The sequence below is a fragment of the Streptomyces sp. NPDC004609 genome (assembly GCF_042873655.1).
Lineage (GTDB): Bacteria > Actinomycetota > Actinomycetes > Streptomycetales > Streptomycetaceae > Streptomyces.
The window spans coordinates 211,044-229,598 of the sequence record NZ_JBIALS010000007.1 but is presented as its reverse complement, the minus strand read 5'-3'; the positions used below and the strand labels follow the sequence as shown (position 1 = coordinate 229,598).

At 73.6% G+C, this 18,555-nt stretch carries 13 protein-coding genes; 7 read left to right on the top strand and 6 right to left on the bottom strand.

Translation table 11 applies throughout. The annotated features are described in order from the left end of the window. Positions 1-55 precede the first annotated feature (55 nt). Positions 56-1,528, bottom strand: coding sequence for an MFS transporter (locus ACFYT4_RS09980; protein WP_389267043.1), 1,473 nt, complete (start codon positions 1,526-1,528; stop codon positions 56-58). A 114-nt stretch (positions 1,529-1,642) separates the two neighbouring features. Between ACFYT4_RS09980 and ACFYT4_RS09975 the strand changes: the two genes are divergently transcribed. From ACFYT4_RS09975 to ACFYT4_RS09965, 3 genes are all read left to right on the top strand, one after another. Beyond that, complete coding sequence (locus ACFYT4_RS09975) at positions 1,643-2,359, top strand: TetR/AcrR family transcriptional regulator C-terminal domain-containing protein (RefSeq protein ID WP_389267042.1); 717 nt, start codon at positions 1,643-1,645, stop codon at positions 2,357-2,359. A gap of 730 nt (positions 2,360-3,089) precedes the next feature. After that, positions 3,090-3,881, top strand: a complete 792-nt coding sequence (locus ACFYT4_RS09970) for a hypothetical protein (RefSeq protein WP_389267041.1) — start codon at positions 3,090-3,092, stop codon at positions 3,879-3,881. Between the two features lie 26 nt (positions 3,882-3,907). Next, a complete protein-coding gene (locus ACFYT4_RS09965; RefSeq protein ID WP_389267040.1) occupies positions 3,908-4,426 on the top strand; it encodes a protein phosphatase in 519 nt (172 codons plus the stop codon). 19 nt (positions 4,427-4,445) lie between these two features. On the opposite strand, the gene ACFYT4_RS09960 is transcribed toward ACFYT4_RS09965, so the two are convergent. Next, the gene (locus ACFYT4_RS09960; protein ID WP_389267039.1) at positions 4,446-5,363 is read right to left on the bottom strand and encodes a GntR family transcriptional regulator; all 918 of its coding nucleotides are present in this window, start codon (positions 5,361-5,363) and stop codon (positions 4,446-4,448) included. A gap of 150 nt (positions 5,364-5,513) precedes the next feature. On the opposite strand from ACFYT4_RS09960, the gene ACFYT4_RS09955 reads away from it, so the two are divergent. Both ACFYT4_RS09955 and ACFYT4_RS09950 read left to right on the top strand, forming a co-directional pair. Next, positions 5,514-6,359: a (2Fe-2S)-binding protein gene (locus ACFYT4_RS09955; RefSeq protein ID WP_389267115.1), complete on the top strand. Its 846-nt coding sequence runs from the start codon at positions 5,514-5,516 to the stop codon at positions 6,357-6,359. A 237-nt stretch (positions 6,360-6,596) separates the two neighbouring features. Next, entirely contained in the window at positions 6,597-7,688 is a 1,092-nt protein-coding gene (locus ACFYT4_RS09950; RefSeq protein WP_389267038.1) for a DUF2637 domain-containing protein, read from the top strand. 108 nt (positions 7,689-7,796) lie between these two features. Here the strand turns inward: ACFYT4_RS09950 and ACFYT4_RS09945 are convergent, their stop codons facing one another. The 4 genes from ACFYT4_RS09945 to ACFYT4_RS09930 form a co-directional block, all read right to left on the bottom strand. Then, positions 7,797-8,138, bottom strand: coding sequence for an ATP-binding protein (locus tag ACFYT4_RS09945; RefSeq protein ID WP_389267037.1), 342 nt, complete (start codon positions 8,136-8,138; stop codon positions 7,797-7,799). 314 nt (positions 8,139-8,452) lie between these two features. Further along, complete coding sequence (locus tag ACFYT4_RS09940; RefSeq protein ID WP_389267036.1) at positions 8,453-10,195, bottom strand: pyruvate dehydrogenase; 1,743 nt, start codon at positions 10,193-10,195, stop codon at positions 8,453-8,455. 137 nt (positions 10,196-10,332) lie between these two features. After that, entirely contained in the window at positions 10,333-11,346 is a 1,014-nt protein-coding gene (locus ACFYT4_RS09935) for a protein phosphatase 2C domain-containing protein (protein ID WP_389267035.1), read from the bottom strand. A gap of 1,378 nt (positions 11,347-12,724) precedes the next feature. Beyond that, positions 12,725-16,471, bottom strand: a complete 3,747-nt coding sequence (locus ACFYT4_RS09930) for a S8 family serine peptidase (protein ID WP_389267034.1) — start codon at positions 16,469-16,471, stop codon at positions 12,725-12,727. A 249-nt stretch (positions 16,472-16,720) separates the two neighbouring features. On the opposite strand from ACFYT4_RS09930, the gene ACFYT4_RS09925 reads away from it, so the two are divergent. Together ACFYT4_RS09925 and ACFYT4_RS09920 are read left to right on the top strand one after the other, a co-directional pair. Continuing rightward, entirely contained in the window at positions 16,721-17,722 is a 1,002-nt protein-coding gene (locus ACFYT4_RS09925; protein WP_389267033.1) for a helix-turn-helix domain-containing protein, read from the top strand. Positions 17,723-18,064: 342 nt separating this feature from the next. Then, positions 18,065-18,550 carry a DUF456 domain-containing protein gene (locus ACFYT4_RS09920; protein WP_389267032.1) on the top strand — a complete coding sequence of 162 codons (486 nt, stop codon included), beginning with the start codon at positions 18,065-18,067 and terminating at the stop codon, positions 18,548-18,550. Positions 18,551-18,555 lie beyond the last annotated feature (5 nt).

The window sequence follows — 18,555 nt, the reverse complement described above, 5'->3', positions numbered from 1 at the left end:
CCGGCCCCCGGCCGGACGCGGCGCCGGGATCCGGGGCCGGGTCCACGGGACGGATCTACGGCAGCGGCATCAGCTCCTTCTCCGGCTCGGGGGACCGCCCCGGGGCGCGGGTCGCCGTCAGCAGGGCCGCGGCGCACACGGCGGCGAGCAGGACACCGAGGGCGACGGTCAGCGCGGTGGTGTAGCCGTGCACGGCCGCCTCCCGAGACGAGACGGCCGCGGCCCCCGCCGACCGGGACGCGGCGGCGCTCGCCGCGACGGAGTTGAACAGCGCGGTGCCGAGCGCGGCCCCGAGCTGCATCGACGCGTTGTAGGCCGCGGACGCCGTTCCGATGTCGTGGCCGCGTGTCCCCGCGGTCGCCAGTCCGGCGGTCGCGGTCATGACACAGCCGAGGCCGAGCCCGGTCAGCAGGAGCGCGGGGGTGAGCCGGAACACCAGGACGTCCGTGGCGCCCGGCGTCAGCCGCGTGACCACGAACACCCCGGCCGCGGCGGCGAGCAGCCCGGGCACGACCAGCACCGCGGGCGGTACGCGTCCGAGCAGCCGCCCGGCGATGAACAGGGATCCGACGACGGCCGCCAGGGCGTTGACGATCAGCGTGAGGCCCGCCTCGACGGGTGAGTAACCCAGCACCGTCTGGGTGTAGTAGCTCATGAAGAGGTAGAAGCCGAACATCGCGACGAACATGAGTGTGATGGAGACGAACGCCCCGGCGCGCACCCGGTCCAGGAGAACGCGCATGGGCAGCAGCGGATGCGGGGCCCGGATCTCGACGGCGACGAACGCGGCCAGCAGCAGGCCGCCGGCCGCCAGCAGGCCCAGGACCGCGGGTGAACCCCAGCCGCGCGGTTCGGCCTCGTTGAACGCGTAGACCACGGCCGCGAAGCCCGCCGCGCTGAGCAGTGCGCCCGGGACGTCGAGCCGTCCCCCGCCGCGGACCGGGCGGTCCCGTGGCACGAGTGCCACGCCGAGCACCGCCAGCAGCGCGACGGGCACATTGACGTAGAGGCACCAGCGCCAGCTCGCGTACTCGGTGAGCAGTCCGCCCGCGATCAGGCCGACGGCCGACCCGGCGGCTCCGACCGCCGCGAACACCCCGAAGGCCCGGCCGCGTTCACGCGGCTCGGTGAAGGTGATCGCCAGCAGGGACAACCCGGCGGGCGCGAGCAGCGCGGCGAACACCCCTTGCAGGGCGCGGGCTCCGAACAGCATCCCCGGGTTCACGGCCGCCCCGCCCAGCGCGGACGCCACGGCGAACCCGGCCAGGCCGACGGCGAAGGCGCGGCGGTGGCCGAGGGCACCGCTGACCCGGCCGCCGATCAGCAGCAGTCCGCCGAAGGCCAGCAGATAGGCGGTGATCACCCAGTGCCGGCCCGCGTCGGACATGCCGAGCGCCCGCTGCGCGGACGGCAGGGCGATATTGACGATCGTCCCGTCCAGGACCACGAGCAGTTGGGCCGCGCTCACCGCGAGCAGCGTCCACGACCGTCGCCCCCGACGGGCCCGGTCCTGCGTGTTGTTCTCCATCACTCCCCCACTGGTCTAACAACGTATGGGAGTCCCTAACAACGTTAGGGACGGCGCACACAGTACTACGCTGGCCCGACCGGTCACGGTGGCCGGGATGTCGAACGAGGTGCGATGAGCAGGGCGGACAACCAGCGTGACCAGCACGGACGTGACGCGGTACGGAGTGTCTGGCTCAGGCCGCGGCGCACCTCCCGCGGGGAGCCTCCGCTCACCCTCGGGCGTATCGTCGAGGCCGCCGTCGCCCTCCTCGACGAGGAGGGCATCGAGCGGCTCACCATGCGGCGGCTCGCCGACCGGCTCGCCGTTGTCGCTCCCTCGCTCTATTGGCATGTCGACACGAAGGACGATGTGATCGACCTCGCCGTCGACGCGATCTTCGGCGAGGCGCCCCCGGACGCGGGGCACGCGTCCCCCTGGCGCGAGGACGTCACGGCGGTGCTGTCCGCCTGGCGCTCCGCGCTGCTGCGGCACCCGTGGGCCGCCGCCGTGCCCGCGCGGCGGCGGCCGGCCATCGGACCGAACTTCCTCGCCTGGATGGAGATCCTCCAGGCGACCCTGGTCCGCGCAGGATTCACCGGAAGCGGCCTCTCCGCGGCGACCTGGGCGCTCTACAACCATGTGATGGGGTCCGCGTCGACCGAGACCGCCCTGCACATCACCGACGAGGAACGCCGGCTCGGCCAGGAGCAGTTGCGGGCCGCCGGGGACCGCTATCCGACCCTGGCGGCCCACGGCTATCTCTACGACGACGACTGGGACGGCGCCTTCACCACGGGCCTGGAGTATCTGCTCGACGGTCTGGAGGCCCGGCTCGGCCGGACGGCCTGAGCACCCGCCCCCGGCCGCCGTTCGGCGCGTTCCATATGGCCGCCCCCGCCCGTACGGCGTCGCGTTCCATACGGCCGGGCCCCCGCCCGTACGGTCCGCCGATCGCCGACCCGCCGCCCGGCCGAGCCCGCCGCCGCCCGCCCCCACGCGACCGGGCCCGCCCCGCCCGTACCCTCGCGCCCCATCCGTACGTCCGGGACGGCCCGTCCCGGGCGAGCCACCTCGCCGAACGGATCCGGCGGAATCACCGGCAGGGGAGCGAACCGGCCATTCCCCACGCGCCCGGAGCCGGTGGGCCGACCGAAAGGCGCGCCCGGGGACGCCCGGCGGGCCCCGACCGCGGACCGTCGGAATCCGGCCCGCGGGGCCATTACCGGAGGTACGCGGCGGAGGCGTGCCGGGCCCTCCCGGCCGCCCGGCGGCGACGACACCCAGGCCGGAGCGCCGGAGCGCGTCCCGAGCGCGGATTCCGGGACCCCTGATCACCCGTCCCGGCGATGGCGGGTTTCCGCCTGTTGACGCCCGCCGGACACCTCGGTTAGACCCCTGTCGCCGCCGAATCCCGATGATCTCGGCCCGCAACGGATCCGATCACGATCCGGCCGACGGGGAAAACTTTGTGAATTCATTCACCTGATCCCCTTGGCCAGGCGCACCCATCCGTGCTGAGATTCCCCATACTCAACAGCTCAAGGACGTGCTCGGGGAGGGCATAGTGGCGCATACCGCCATGTCTGGTTATGGAACCACAGCAGGTGACGATCCACTCCAGACCGCGGTATGGCGGCTGCGCTCACGCGGCTGTTGGACCGACGCGGCGGCCCTGCTGGCTCCGTACGCGACGGATCCCGCCGCGGCTCTGGAGCGGGTCGGCCTGCTCGTCGAGAGGTGTCTGTTCACCGCCGACGGCTGGGCCGACGCCGAGGACGCGCTCCGGACCGCCGAGGCCGTCGCCCGGGACGACGAGGAGCGCGGCGGCGCGGCCTGCGAGCGCGGCAGACTGGCGTACGCGGCGACGATCCTCGGGGTGCGCGACCGGGCCGACGAGGCCCGCTCGGCGCTCGGCCGGGCCGCGGCCCTGCTGGAGCCCACCTCGCCGCGGCGCCCGCTGCTGGACTTCCGCCGGGGTCTGCTCGCCGAGCACATCGCCGACTCGCCGCAGGCGGCCCGGGCCGCCTACCGCCGCGCGCACGACGGCGCCGGCGCGCAGGGCGATGAACTCCTGCTCTCCTTCACCTGGCACCATCAGGCCGGGCTCGCCCTGCGGGAAGGGGAGTTGGCGGAGGCGCGGCACGGCTTCTCCGAGGCACTGCGCATCCGTGTCGAACTGGGGTACTTGATCGGCGCCGCTCCGGCGCTGGCCGCGCTCGCCGACTGCGAGCCGGAACCGGAGGCCGGCCGGCTGCGGGCCGAGGCGGGCCGGCTCTTCCGACTGCTCGGCGGCGTACCGGTATGGCTCGCGGGGAAGCTGGCCACCACGGTCCCGCCACGGCCCGCCAAGCCGTCGGAGCCCGCGGCCTGACAGGGAGTGAGGGGGGTGAACGGCGGGTGAGAACACGCCGCAAGGAGGGGGAGGTCCCGGACCCTCGTTCGCGCTGGGACGAGATCACCGGCCGGCTGTGGATGGGCGGCCATGTCTGGATCGACGGCGACGAGCGCCGGCGGCCCGTGGTGGTGAACCGCGAGTTCGACCTGGTCGTCAGCCTGTTCACCCGCCAGGGCCACGGCCCGCCGGCCGGTGTCGAGCACCGGATCCTGCCCATCCCCGACGATCCGCTGACCGCGCGGGAGATCGACCGGGTGCGCGAGCTGGCGGTGGTGACCGCCGACGCCTTACGCGGCGGGCGCAGCGTCCTGGTGCGCTGCCACTCCGGGTACAACCGGTCGGGTCTGCTGGTTGCGCAGACCCTGATCGAGATGGGGCTCGACGCGGGGGACGCGATCGACCGGGTGCGGCAGCGGCGCTCTCCGTGGGCGCTGCACAACGAGATCTTCGAGCAGTACCTGATGACCGGTCTGCATGTGGCGGCGCTGCTGACCGACCTGGAGCCGCCCACGATGCTGTGAACCGGGCGGCCGCGGCGGTTCAGGCGTCCGCGGAGCCGGTGAAGTGCTCGCGGATCAGGGCGCGTACGACCGTCAGATCCTGCGCGACCAGCGCCTCCAGCAGCGCCTGGTGCTCGGCCGCGTCGGCCACCAGCTCCGCCCGCCGGGTGACGGGGGCGCCCGTCAGGGGCCACTGGGAGCGCCGGTGGAGGTCGTCGGCGACCGCGACCAGTTGGTCGTTGCCCGACAGGGAGAGCATCGCGCGGTGGAAGGCGCGGTCCGACTCCGCGTAGCGGGCCCGGTCGCCGATCGCCGCCGCGGCGGCCGTCGCCTCCGCGAGGGGGCGCAGCTCGGCCCAGCGGCGGGCGGGGACGGTACGGGCCAGGCGCAGCATGACCGGGATCTCGATCAGGGCGCGGACCTCGGCGAGTTCGGCGAGTTCACGCGGTGATCGCACGGCGACCCTGAAGCCCCGGTTGGGGACCACCTCGACCGCGCCCTCGGCCGTCAGCCGCTGCATGGCCTCCCGCACGGGGGTCGCCGACACACCGAACCGTACGGCGAGGACCGGCGCGGAGTAGACCTCGCCGGGCACCAGTTCGCCGTCGACGAGCGCGGTGCGCAGTGCCTGGAGGACCTGGCCGCGGACCGAGTGCCGCTGGACGGTGCGCGGGGCGGGCACCTCTGCCGGGGCGGGCGGCTCGCTGTGGGTGTGCTCGCCCCGGGCCTGCTCGTCCGGCGGCCGCACGGTCCGTACGGACTCGCCGCGCCCCTGCTCCGGCACGCGCGGCTCGGCGGCGGGCGCGCGGCGCTCGTCCCGGCCCGGCCCGGGGCGGGCCCCGGTGCGCGGCGCGGCGGCGTACGGCCGGGCCGGGTGGGAGCGGGCGGGGTACGGAGGCGGGGCGGGTGCGTACGGAGGCGGGGGCGCTGCCGCGTCGCGCGCTGGGGCCTGTTCCACTCGGGTCCTCCTCCGGCCGGTGCCGGGCCCGGCCGGTACGGCCCCGGGCCCAGGGTGCACGATAGGCGGACCGGACCTCAGTTCAAACACCGACCATTTCGGGTAAGGTAAGCCTTACCTGATGACGATCGTGATTCGGTGGTCCCGGAAATGACCCTGCCCGCGTTGCTGCCTCCCGCGTCCTCGGCCGTCGAGGACGCCTACGCACGTCTCGCCGAGGTCTACTCCGGGCTGCGGATACGGGAGCTGAAGCCCGGCGAGCAGGCCCCGGCGGGCGACGGCTGGGTGGGCGCGGACGAACTGGCGGCGGGCGGGCCCGCCCTGGACGGCTATCTCGCCTGGGACGACGAGCAGATCCAGCGGGACTACGGACAGCGGGCCCGCCCGGACGTGATCGCCACCTTCGGCCTCCACCGCTACGCCTGGCCGGCCTGCCTGCTGATCACCGTCCCCTGGTTCCTGCGCCGCCGCGTTCCCCGGGTGGCGCCGGCCGGCGCCGCCTTCCATCGCACGCTCGGGCACATGGCGGTCCGCGTCACCGACTTCGCCTGCCTGCCGGGCGATCCCGCGGCCCGGCTGCCCGGCGCCCGTGTCGTACCGGACGAGGAGGCGCTGCGCGACGAGGTGCGGCATGCCGTCGCCGGTCATCTCGGGCCGCTGCTGGACGGCTTCGGCCCGCGTATGCGGCGCGGGCGGCGGGCGCTGTGGGGCATGGCGACGGACGAGATCGTCGAAGGGCTCTGGTACGTCGCCCGGTTGCTCGGCGAGGAGCCGCGGGCGATGGCGGAACTGGACCTGCTGCTGCCCGGCACCGCCAAGCCGTACGTCGGCACACCCGGCTTCCGCGTCCTCACCGGGCCCTCGGGCGAGCAACTGCCCACCCGGGACAGGGCGAGTTGCTGCATGTTCTATACACTGCGGCCCGACGACACTTGCGTCACGTGCCCCCGTACGTGCGACACCGACCGTGTGACAAGACTGATTCAGGGCGTCTGATCCGCCGACGCGGGGATCAATGTCACACTGCGGATGTCACGCACCCCCTTCCGGGTGATATAAATCGTACGCAACTCCCTCTGCCCGTACGGCAGTTCGAGTGAAACGCACCTATCCGTATGCCGTATGGCCCCATTGGCGTTCTCTTGCCACGAAACCCCCTGGGATCGCCGGGACTTCGGTCACTATGGCGGCCGAAACGCCCTACCGCGATGCAGATGTAAGGGACGCCAACACATGAGAGACATATCGCTTACCTGGCTGCTTCCCGGCGGCGTGATGCTCGTGGGAGTCCTGGTCGCGATCGCCGTGCTCCAGCGCGCCAAGAAGGTCCCCGCCAAAGCGGAGCCCGAGGATTCCTGGGAGCGCAGCGAGGAGCGCCGCAGGCGCAAGGAGGCCCTGTACGGCACGGCCTCCTACGTACTCCTCTTCTGCTGCGCCGCGGTTGCCGCCGCTCTCTCCTTCCACGGCCTGGTCGGCTTCGGCCGGCAGAATCTGAATCTCTCCGGCGGCTGGGAGTATCTGGTCCCGTTCGGCCTCGACGGTGCCGCCATGTTCTGTTCGGTGCTCGCCGTCCGTGAGGCCAGCCACGGTGACGCCGCCCTCGGCTCCCGCCTCCTGGTGTGGACGTTCGCGGGTGCCGCCGCCTGGTTCAACTGGGTCCACGCGCCCCGCGGCCTCGGCCACGCGGGCGCCCCGCAGTTCTTCGCGGGCATGTCGCTGTCGGCCGCGGTCCTCTTCGACCGCGCGCTCAAGCAGACCCGCCGCGCCGCGCTGCGCGAGCAGGGTCTCGTACCGCGTCCCCTCCCGCAGATCCGCGTGGTGCGGTGGCTGCGGGCCCCCCGTGAGACCTTCAACGCCTGGTCGCTGATGCTCCTGGAGGGTGTCCGCACCCTGGACGAGGCCGTCGAGGAGGTCCGCGAGGACCAGGCGGCGAAGAAGCAGAACCGCATCCGCTCCCGCGACCAGGCCAAGCTGGACCGGGCGCGGATAAGGGCTCTCAACCGGCAGCACCGCGCGTGGGGCCGGGGCCGTGTGATGCGCGAGCCGGAACTCCCCGCGCTCGCCTCCGCGTCGGCCTCCGGTTCGGGTTCGGGCTCGTCCGGGGGCTCCGCGGGGGCCCTTACGGAGGGTTCGAAATCCGTAGCGGAGCCTGCCATAGAGCCTGGACAGCTGCCGCTTCGATCCACGCCCTCCCGCCAGGCCGCGGACTCGGCGTCCGCTGAGCCGCGGATGGTCGACCTCACCGCCGAGGACGACACGATGACCCTGCCGCGGCTCGACTCGCTGGAACGCAAACTCAAGGATCTGGAGCAGCAGTTCGGCTGACCCCAGCCCCCCGATTCACCGACAGGGCCGGTCCGGTTTCCCCGGACCGGCCCTGTGCCGTTCACCGCCCCGGGGCGCGGCGGGCAACCCCTGCCCGCCGGGCACCCTTTACGCGGCCCTGTTGTTGAGTTCGAACCAGACCACCTTGCCCGCGCTCTGCGTCCGTACGCCCCAGGAGTCCGCCAGGCTCTGGACCAGTGCCAGCCCCCGGCCGTGGACGTCGAGGGTGTCCGGCTGCTCCGCGGTGACGGCGGGCCGGTCCGGGAGTCCCTCCATGAAGTCGCGGACCTCCACCCGGAGCGTCGTGGACGCCACCGTCGCCGTGACCACCGCGCCGTGATCCGTGTGGATCAGCGCGTTGGTGACCAGTTCACTCGCCAGCAGTTCGGCCACGTCCGCCGTGTCCCGGCCGGCCCAGTGATCCAGTAGTTCCCGGAGTCCGTGCCGCACTTCCGGTACGGACTTCAGATCGCCGCACCCCATGCTCCGGTGCAGCCGCTCCCTTCCGCGGGCCCCTCCAGGCTGTCCCCCATGCCGGCCGTGTCCGTCTGCGGCGGACCCGGCCCCTCCCTGACGCCCTGTCATCATCCCCACCCGTTAACGTCGGACCCTTCGTCACGACTCTCCGTGTCGCACACTTCCACGGAGAGCCCTGCCCTTATCCGGGGCACACCACGCATGACGAAATGGTCAAGCCGCTCCGGGACCGGATTTTTCCCCCAGCGGGCGGATGTGGTCTACGCCAATTGTCGGAGCCGGGTGTCTCAGGGCCGGGGAACGTTCCGCAGATTGGAACGAGCCATCTGCACCATCCGGCCGACCCCGCCGTCCAGCACCATCTTGCTGGCGGAGAGCGCGAACCCGGTGACCATCTCGGCGCTGATCTTCGGCGGGATGGAGAGCGCGTTCGGGTCGGTCACCACATCGACGAGCGCCGGGCCCTTGTGCCTGAGTGCCTCCTTGAGCGCGCCCGCCAGCTGCCGGGGCTTCTCGACCCGTACGCCGTACGCGCCGGACGCCCGCGCGATCGCCGCGAAGTCGGGGTTCTTGTTCGTCGTCCCGTACGAGGGCAGCCCCGAGACGAGCATCTCCAGCTCGACCATGCCCAGCGAGGAGTTGTTGAAGAGCACCACCTTCACCGGCAGGTCGTACTGGACGAGCGTGAGGAAGTCGCCCATCAGCATGGAGAACCCGCCGTCGCCGGACATCGACACGACCTGGCGGTCCCGGTCGACGAACTGCGCGCCGATCGCCTGCGGCAGGGCGTTGGCCATCGAGCCGTGGCTGAAGGACCCGATGATCCGGCGGCGGCCGTTGGGCGAGAGATAACGCGCGGCCCAGACGTTGCACATACCGGTGTCGACGGTGAACACGGCGTCCTCGTCGGCGAGTTCGTCGAGCACCGACGCCACGTACTCGGGGTGGATCGGGACGTGCTTCTCCACCTTGCGGGTGTACGCCTTGACGACCCCCTCCAGCGCGTCGGCGTGCTTCTTCAGCATCTTGTCGAGGAACCTGCGGTCGGTCTTGGCCCGGACGCGCTGGATCAGACAGCGCAGGGTCTCGCGCACATCGCCCCAGACCGCGAGATCCAGCTTGGAGCGGCGGCCCAGGTTCTCGGGGCGGATGTCGACCTGGGCGATCTGCACATCGTCGGGCAGGAAGGCGTTGTACGGGAAGTCCGTCCCGAGCAGGATCAGCAGATCGCACTCGTGGGTGGCCTCGTAGGCGGCGCCGTAACCGAGCAGACCGCTCATGCCGACGTCGTACGGGTTGTCGTACTGGATCCACTCCTTGCCGCGCAGCGCGTGCCCCACCGGGGACTTCACCAGCTCGGCGAACTCCATCACCTCGGCGTGCGCGCCCGCCGTACCACTGCCGCAGAAGAGGGTGACCCGGTCGGCCTCGTCGATCATCCGGACGAGCTTGTCGATCTCGGCGTCCCCCGGGCGTACGGTCGGCCGCGAGGTCACCAGCGCCTGCTCGGCGGCCTTCTCGGGGGCCTGCTGGGCGGCGATGTCGCCCGGCAGCGAGACGACGCTGACGCCGCTGCGGCCGATGGCGTGCTGGATCGCCGTCTGGAGCAGCCGGGGCATCTGCTTCGGATTGGAGATCAGCTCGCTGTAGTGGGAGCACTCGCGGAACAGCTGGTCCGGGTGGGTCTCCTGGAAGTACCCGAGGCCGATCTCGCTGGAGGGGATGTGGGAGGCGAGGGCCAGCACGGGGGCCATGGAGCGGTGGGCGTCGTAGAGCCCGTTGATGAGATGGAGGTTGCCCGGGCCGCAGGACCCGGCGCACGCCGCGAGCTTCCCGGTGATCTGCGCCTCGGCGCCGGCCGCGAACGCGGCGGTCTCCTCGTGCCTGACCTGGATCCAGTCGATGGCGGAGTTGCGGCGGATCGCGTCGACGACGGGGTTGAGACTGTCGCCGACGACTCCGTAGAGCCGCTGGACACCGGCGCGGACGAGAATGTCGACGAACTGCTCCGCCACGTTCTGCTTGGCCATGGTTTGGGCACCCTTTCTCGGCATGGACGGCCTGAACGTCCATCAATTCACGACGAGCGCGATTTCGCCTCCCCGTTACGCCCAGCGGCCCGCATCAAAGGGTGGGCCGGGGGCCCGTGGAGTGCTCACGGGCCCCGTCACGCCTCCCAGACGGCGACGGCCGTACGGTCGTCCGCGTACCCCTTGACCCGCAGGGTGGCATCGGCGAGGAACCCGGCGAGGCCCGGCGGCTCACCCCCGGCCCAGCGCCCGGCCAGTTCCGCCGCCAGGTCCGGCTCACCGCGCATCGGCTCGGCGAGCCCGGGGCCGCACAGCAGGAGCGTGTCACCGGGGCGCGCGACGGAGGCCCGGAAGCGGAAGGGCTCGGCGGGCGCCGGCGCCGGGGCCTCCACGTACGGGGTCGGCGGTGTCGGGATCCCGAGGTCCATGGTCAGCCGGTCGCCGTCCGGGGTCTCGGAGGGAACGTCGCTCCGGGGCGAGCCGTATCCGACGACCGGCTCGCCCGCGACCGACTCGGGCCGGGGCACCTCCGGCTCGATGTCCTGCCAGGCGCCGTCCCTGAGCCGGAACAGACCGCCGGGGCCGACGCCGAAGAAGACGCGGGTACGGCACCGGGGGTCGGCGGAGAGCAGCAGACACCGCAGCCCGGCGGTGTACTCCTCCGGCGCCACCCCCATCTCGGCGGCGGCGGCCCGCAGCTTCCCGAGGCTGCGGTCGGTCAGGCGGTGAAGCCCGGACTTGAGTTCACCGCGCCGCCCGGCCCTGATGTCCTCGGAGAGCCTGGCGTGGCTCCGCCCGACGGCCCCGCCGATCCACCGGCAGGCGTCGGCGGCGGCGAGATGGGTACCCTCGGCCGCCCGCGCCCCGCTCGCCACGGCCACCAGCACCAGCGCGGCGGTTCCGGACCCGAACCGCGCGGTGAGCAGCGCGTCCCGGCGCGGCTCGCCGCGGTAGCGGGCGGAGTCCCCGCGGGTCGAGGCAGCCCGGAGCGTGTACGCCCCGTACCGGGCCCCGTCGAGCACGGTGTCCGCGACCACCTCCTCCAGCCGCTCCGCGTCCGCGACGGGCAGGGCGGTGGGCTCGGCGTCGTAGGTCGGCGGCCCGGCCCCGATGTACCCCGGGTGCGTTTCGGCGGCGCGGGGCGCGGCCACGGGGGCGGGCGGCACCGGAGGCGCGACGGGCCCGACGGCCGGCGGCACCACGGGCCGCCCGGGCGGCTGCGCCGGGGGCGCGACGGGTGACGGTGCCGGGGGCCGTACGGGCGGAGGCGCGGGGGTCCCCGGGGGCTGCGGGGGTGCCTGCGCGGGGCGTTGTACGGGCGGAGGTGCGGGCGCGAGCGGCGAGGCGGGCGGGGGTGCCTGCGCGGGAGGCCGTACGGGCGGCGGGGTCTGACGCTCCGGCGGTTCGGCCTCGGCGGGTGCTTCCCACGGGGCCCGGGAGCGCGGGGGCGCTGCCGGAGGACCGGGCGGTGCGGACGGCGGGGCCGCGGCGGCGGCCGGGCTCCAGGCGCCCGGCGCGGACGGGTTGGTCGGCCGGTCCGACCCGGCCACCGCGTCCCGCACGGGCGGCTCGGGCACCTCACCCGCCGCACCGGGCACACGCGGATCACCCGATGCGCGCGGATCAGCCGATACACGCGGCTCACGTGGCTCATCCGGCTCATGCGGTTGACGTGGCTCACCCGGCTCACCCGGCTCGCGCGGCTCATGCGACTCGGCCGGCTCGCGCGCCTCACCCGGCTCGCGTGGTTGACGCGGCTCGGCCGACGCACTCGGCTCAGGGGGTTCGGCCGGTTCGCCGTCGGCCGCCCCCGGCGCGGTGGTGGAGCCGGGCGGTCCCGCCGTCGTGGCCCTGTCCTGACCGTCCGACGCGACGGTCCCCCCGGAATCACCGAATCCGGCGGACCGCTCCGGCGGCCACGGAATGGTCAGCCCCGGAAGGGGCGACTCCGGCAGACTCGGCTCCCGCGGGCCCGACTCTGGAACAGCCGGATCCGAAGCGCTCGGAATCGCGGCCCCGGACCCACCCGAAGCACCCGACCCACGGGACTTACCGGGATCAACGGACTTACTGGACTCACCGGGGTCTCCGGAAGCGGGGGCGCGGCCCGGAACGGGAGCGTGATCGGCCCCGGCCGTGCGGACCGGCGGCCCCGGGACGTCCGGGGTGTCCGCCGGGTCCCCCTCCCACCAGGCGCCGGGCCGGGACCGGGTGACACCGCCGCCCGAGGGCTCCTCCCGCCCCGGCGCGGTGACCGCGTCCGACACGGATGCGAAGTGGTCGTCGAGTGTGTCGCGCCCTCGTGCCGTCGGACCGGCGTCCGGGGCGGACTCGTCGTACAGCCGGTTCCACCAGTCGTCCTCGGCGGCGGCGGGCGTCTCCCCCTGCTGACTCATGCCCTTATTGTCCACCGCGAGAGTCCCGTGAAAACGGGGCAGGCCGAAAACCTGTGGGCGGGCGCCACTCGAACAGCGGTCCGCCGGGCGTCCGCCCCCCCGTTGGCCGGGCGCCCGGCGGACCTGTCAGGGGTCAGCGCACGGCGTACGCGTCGGCCACGGTCTGGGTCACGGAGTTGCCATTGGCGTCCGTGAGTTCGGTCCGCAGGGTGACGGGCCTGCCCGCCGCGCCCGCGTGGTCCACGGTCGCGGTCCACTGTCCGCCCTTGCGGGAGGTGGGCGCGACCGTCCAGGTGTCACCGCCGTCGTACGAGTACGACAGCTTCGCCGAGGTCAGCGCGGCGGGCCGGTAGCCCGCATGGCCGGTGGCGGTCAGGGTGATCCGCTGTCCGTCGGCCGCGGGCAGTGTTTTCAGGCCGTCCTCGGGGAGGCGGTAGCCGGGGAAGAGCAGCGGGATGCCCTGGGAGTAGACGCTCTCGTCCAGCGCGGAGCGGAACCTCCAGGCCGTCTCGACCCGGGTGGAGCGCTTCCACACGGTGGAGGGCAGGCCGATCTTGGTGGTGGACAGGGTGAGTTCGTACGCCGCCTCTCCCGCCGGGACCTCGAAGACACCGAACGGGTACGGGCTCTCCCCGACTTCCTCGCCGTCACGGGTGAGTTTCAGACTGCCGAGGTCACCGAACGAACCCGCGAGGCCGGAGTGTTCGCTGTCGCCCCAGAACGCGGGGGCGGCCCCGATGAGACGGCCCTGCCGTTCGGCGGCGAGCTCCGGTTCGCCGGTGGAGTCGCGCGGCGTGGCGGGGGCGGGGACTCCGCCGTACCAGCTCTCCGCGCGCCGCTGCCCCGGCCGGTAGGCGCGCGGCGGGTCGACCATGTACTCGCCCCACGGGAAGCTGGAGGACACGAGGTGGTCCCAGGAGGTGTCGCCCGTCGAGTGGAACTCCGTGCGGGTACCGGGGACACCGACCAGGTTCAGGCCGGAGATCAGGGCCTGCGCACCGTCGGGACGGTAGGCGAGGACGCTGTCGGTGTAGTCGGAGCGCACGCCCATGGCGTGGTAGGTGGACTCGTTGCGGCCGAGTCCGCCGTCGCGGACGCGGTAGACGCGGCCGGAGGTGACCGGGCCGTCCTCGGGGAAGGCCAGGTTGTAGACGTACGGGCTGCGGGCGGTGGCCCGCCAGCGGAGGGTCACCGGGCCGGCCGACAGCCGCTCCCGCAGGGACGCCGCCTCGGCGGCCTCGATGACGAGCACCGGGTGGGGCGCGGCGCCGTGGCCGGTGGAGGGCAGCCAGCGGCCCGCGGACGGGCGGTGCACGATGACGGCCTTCGCGCCCGCGGCCTTGGCGTCCCGCGCCAGGGTGTAGGCGCTGCCGCCGCCGTCGGGGAACGCGACGAGGGCGAACTTCCCGGCGACGCCCGCCGCCCGGAGTTCCTCGGGTGTGCCGCGGCCCGCGTCGACGACGTCGGCCCTGCCGGTTCCGTCCAGGTTGACCGACCCGGAACTGGCGGCGATCGGGCGGAGGTCGCCGCCGCCCACGACCGAGAGCTCGTCGATGAGCGGGGCATAGGTGCGCCAGTAGCTGGCGAACTCGAAGTCGCCGTCACGGGCGCGGCCCCGGACGTCGGCGTAGTAGCCGGTGACGAGCCGGTTGCCGGTGACGCTGCCGTCGTGCAGCCACTCGTCCCAGGTGCGGGAGAACCCGAGGGTGGCGCCGTGGGCTTCGCCGGGGCGGTCGGTGCGCACGCTCAGCCGGTGGGCCTCCCGCGCGTCGAGGACGACGGTGGTGTCCTTCGTCAGTTCGAACTGAGGGCGGGCCAGATAGCCGATCGTCAGATCGGGAGAGGTCGTGAAGGACGAGAGGAAGTACGAGCCGGGGCGCAGCCGGTAGACCTGCTCGGCCGCGCCGTTGTTGAAGCGCCGCTCGCCGGTGGCGTCGTCGGTGCCGATGACGTCGAGCGACGAGAATCCGGCGGCGGGCGCTCCGGCGCGGTCGACGAGCTTGACCCGCAGGGTGACGGTCTCGGGCTGGACGTACAGGGCGAAGGGCGTGGAGACGCTGACGCCGGACGCCGTGGCGATGACCCGGCCGGTGATGTCGCCGTACTGGGCGCGGTCGAGCCGTACGGACGGGTCGAGCGTGAGCGGGACCGTGACCGTGGCCCCGGCGGGGACGGTGACGGACCGTGTGCCGAGCCGGGCGAGGGTCGCACGGACGCGGGAGCCGTCGTTGCCGGTGACGGATCGGACGGCGAGGTCCAGCCGTACGGGCCGGTCGCCGGTGTTGGTGTACGGGATACGGACGGTGGTGCGGTCGCTGCCGTGCTGGGGCCAGGTGAAGGTCCCGCCCTGGACGGCGGGGGCGCCGGTGACGGTGGTGGAGACGGCGGCCCGGACGTCGAGCCGCCCGGCGCCGGTCTCGCGTACGTCACCGGGCGCGGACGCCCGGTCCGAGGGCTCGGCCGACGAGACGAGCGCGGCCTTGAGCCGCTGGGCCGTCCAGTCGGGGTGGCGCTGGCGCAGCACGGCGGCCGCGCCCGCGACATGCGGGGTGGCCATCGACGTACCGGACATGGTCTGGTACGCGTACACGCCGCGGCCGCCCGCCGCGGCGGCCGAGATGTCGACGCCGGGCGCGGCGATCTCGGGTTTGAGCGTGTGGGTGACGCGGGCGGGGCCGCGGCTGGAGAAGCCGGCGGTGGAGTCGTCGCGCCCGACGGCTCCGACGGTGAGCACGGCGGGTACGCAGCCGGGCGAGGAGACCGTGTTCAGGGCGGGACCGCTGTTGCCCGCGGCGACGACGAACAAGGTGCCCTGGGTGCGGGCGAGTTCGGCGGTGGCGGTGCTCATCGGGTCGGTGCAGTCGGTCGGTTCGGAGCTGCCGAGGCTCATGGAGACGACATCGGCCTCGTTGTCGACGGCCCACTGCATCCCGGCGATGATCCAGGAGGTGGCGCCGGAACCCCAGTCGTCGAGGACCTTGCCGTTCAGGAGGTCCGCGCCGGGGGCCACGCCCTTGTTCCTGCCGCCGCTCGCCGCGCCGGAGCCGCCCACCGTGGACATGGTGTGGGTGCCGTGGCCCTGGACGTCGCCGTCGGTGGCGGAGTCGGTGAAGTTGCGGGAGGCGGTGATCCGGCCCTTGAGGTCGGGGTGTCCGGCGTCCGCGCCGGTGTCGAGGACGGCGACCTTGGTGCCCTTTCCGTCGTATCCGGCGGCCCAGGCGGCGTCCGCGCGGACCTGGCGCGTGGAACGGTCGAGGGTGGCCTCGACCTTGCGGTCGAGCCAGAGCTTGGTCATCCGGCTGCTGCCGCGGGTACGGGCGAGGTCGGCCCAGAAGGTGGCGGCCCGCTTCTTGTCGGCCCGCAGCGCGAGCCCGTCGACGGCCTTGAGGACCGGGCCGCGCCGCGCGCCGCGCGGGGTGGCGGGCGCGGAGCGGGACACATCGGTGCCGTAGACGGCGATCAGCGGCAGGGTGGGTGAGCGCTCGTCGTCGTAGCCCTGGCGGATCAGCCCGGTGACGTTGAACAGCTCCTCGTCGACCGTGCCGGCGGCGAGCGCGGAGGCGGCGCCGTCGGGGTAGACGTACAGGTCCCGGCCCGAGCGCCGGGTCTGGACGAGGGGGGTCGTGCCGTCGGCGCGCGGCAGCAGGGTGGCTGTCGGGGCGCCGGCCGGGTCGCGGCGGACGAGTACCCGGTCGCCGGTGACGAGGGTGACCGTGACCGGCCGCTCCCCCTTCCGCGCGGCCGGTTCGCTGCCGACGAGCGGCCTTTCGCCGGTCGTGCCGTCACCGTCGTGCGGGCTCGCCGCCGACGGGGCGATCACGCCGGCTGCCAGGACCGCGGCGGTCGCCGCTCCCAGGGCCGTACGCGTCATCGGGCGCATCGCTCTCCCATCTGAGTTCCGGCACGAGGTGCGTACGCCAGGCGAACAAACCGCATCAGCGCACACCAAATACACCGACGCCGGGGGCTGTTGGTGCTGGGGTGGCGCAACAGTGCCAGAGCAGCGCGGGGTACAGGGGATGATGAGCGAGGCGGGAACATGCCGTGGCCGCTTTCCGCCACGGCGGTCCCCCGGGGGTCATGGCGTCGCGTGTCCGGTCCGGGGAGGTCTGGTGCTGGGAGGGGTCTGGTGCTGGGAGCGATAGGTCTCGACGAGAGGCAGGAGTCGGCGTACCGTGCGCTGGTCGCGCTGGGTGCGGCCGAGGTCACCGATCTGGCGCACCGGCTGGCGCTGCCGGAGACGGACACGGAGAGGGCGCTGCGGCGGCTGGAACAGCAGGGGCTCGCCGCGCAGTCGTCGGCCCGGCTGGGGCGCTGGGTCGCGGCGCCGCCCGGGGTCGCGCTCGGGGCGCTGCTCACCCAGCAGCGCCATGAGCTGGAACAGGCGGAGCTGGCGGCGGCCCTGCTCGCGGAGGAGTACCGCGCGGAGGCGGCCGAGCCCGCGGTGCACGATCTGGTGGAGGTGGTGACGGGCGGCCGGGCCGTGACGCACCGTTTCGCCCAGCTCCAGCTGGGGGCGACGGAGGAGGTCTGCGCGCTCGTCACCGGCCGGCCGGTCGTGATCACCGGCCAGGACAACGCGGCGGAGGAGAACGCGGCGCGGCGCGGTGTGCTGTATCGCGTGGTGATAGAACGCGAGGTCCTGTCCGCGCCCGGCGGTCTCGTCGAGCTGACGGCGGCGCTCGGCCGCGACGAGCGGGTACGGGTCGTGGACCGCGTCCCCACCAAACTGGTCGTCGCCGACCGCGCCCTCGGGATGGTCCCCCTCACGGTTCACGGCTCCGACCCCTCGGCCCTCGTCGTCCACGGCAGCGGGCTCCTGGAGTCCCTCATGGGCCTCTTCGAGGCGGTCTGGCGCGAGGCCCTCCCCCTCCGCCTCGGCACGGGCACCCCCGGCGGCGCCCCACCCCCCGTCGAGGAACTCGCGCCCGGCCCCGACGCCACCGATCTGGAGATCCTCTCCCTCCTCCTCGCCGGCATGACCGACGCCCGCGTCGCCAAACAACTCGACCTCGGCCTCCGCACGGTCCAGCGCCGCGTCAAGGGCCTCATGGAGCTGACCGGCGTCACCACCCGCCTCCAGCTGGGCTGGCACGCGTACGCCCGGGGCTGGGTCTCCCGCGATCCCTGACCCTCCGAACCCATGAATCCCGCCCCGGCCCCACCGGAACACGACTCACGCACAAGACCACAAGCCCGGCTCCGCCGGCGCCCGAGCCACAGGGCCCCCGGGGCCACCCCAGAAAACGACGGCACGCCCAACCCACCACACAACAACCCCGCCACCCGAAGACCGCACAAAACCAGCCCCGCCGGCGCCTGAGACGCGGAGGCCCGGGGGCAAAGCCCCCGGGACGGGGAAGACCAGCCCCGCCGGCGTTTGAGGCGCAGGGGCCCGGGGCCGGCTCCCCCGGAAAACAAGTGGCGGTGGCTCCGGCAAGCGCACCGCCCCGCCATCCGGCACCCTTGGCAGATGGGCGGCGTCTGGCAGCTTCTCCTTGTCGGCCTGGTCATCGCGCTGGGCCTGGTCGGCGTGATGATCCCGGGCGTACCCGGCCGCTGGCTCGTCTGGGCCGCCATGCTCTGGTGGTCCCTCCATGAGCAGACCAGCCTCGCCTGGGTGCTGCTCGTCGCCTCCACCGCCCTGCTCCTGGTCGTCCAGGTGATCCTCTGGCTGATGCCGACGCGCCGAATACGCGAGTCCGGCGCCAGCCGCCGGATGGCCGCCTTCGCGGGCGCGGGCGCGGTCGTGGGCTTCTTCGTGGTGCCGGTGCTCGGCGCGATACCGGGATTCATCGGTGGTGTCTACGGCTACGAACGGCACCGTCTCGGCGGCCACGGCCAGGCGGCCGCCTCGACCCGCACGGTGATGCGCGCGGCCGGGACAAGCGTCCTGGTGGAGCTGTTCGCCTGTCTGCTGATCGCGGGGGCCTGGCTGGGCGCGGTCATCTGGGGCTGAGGAAC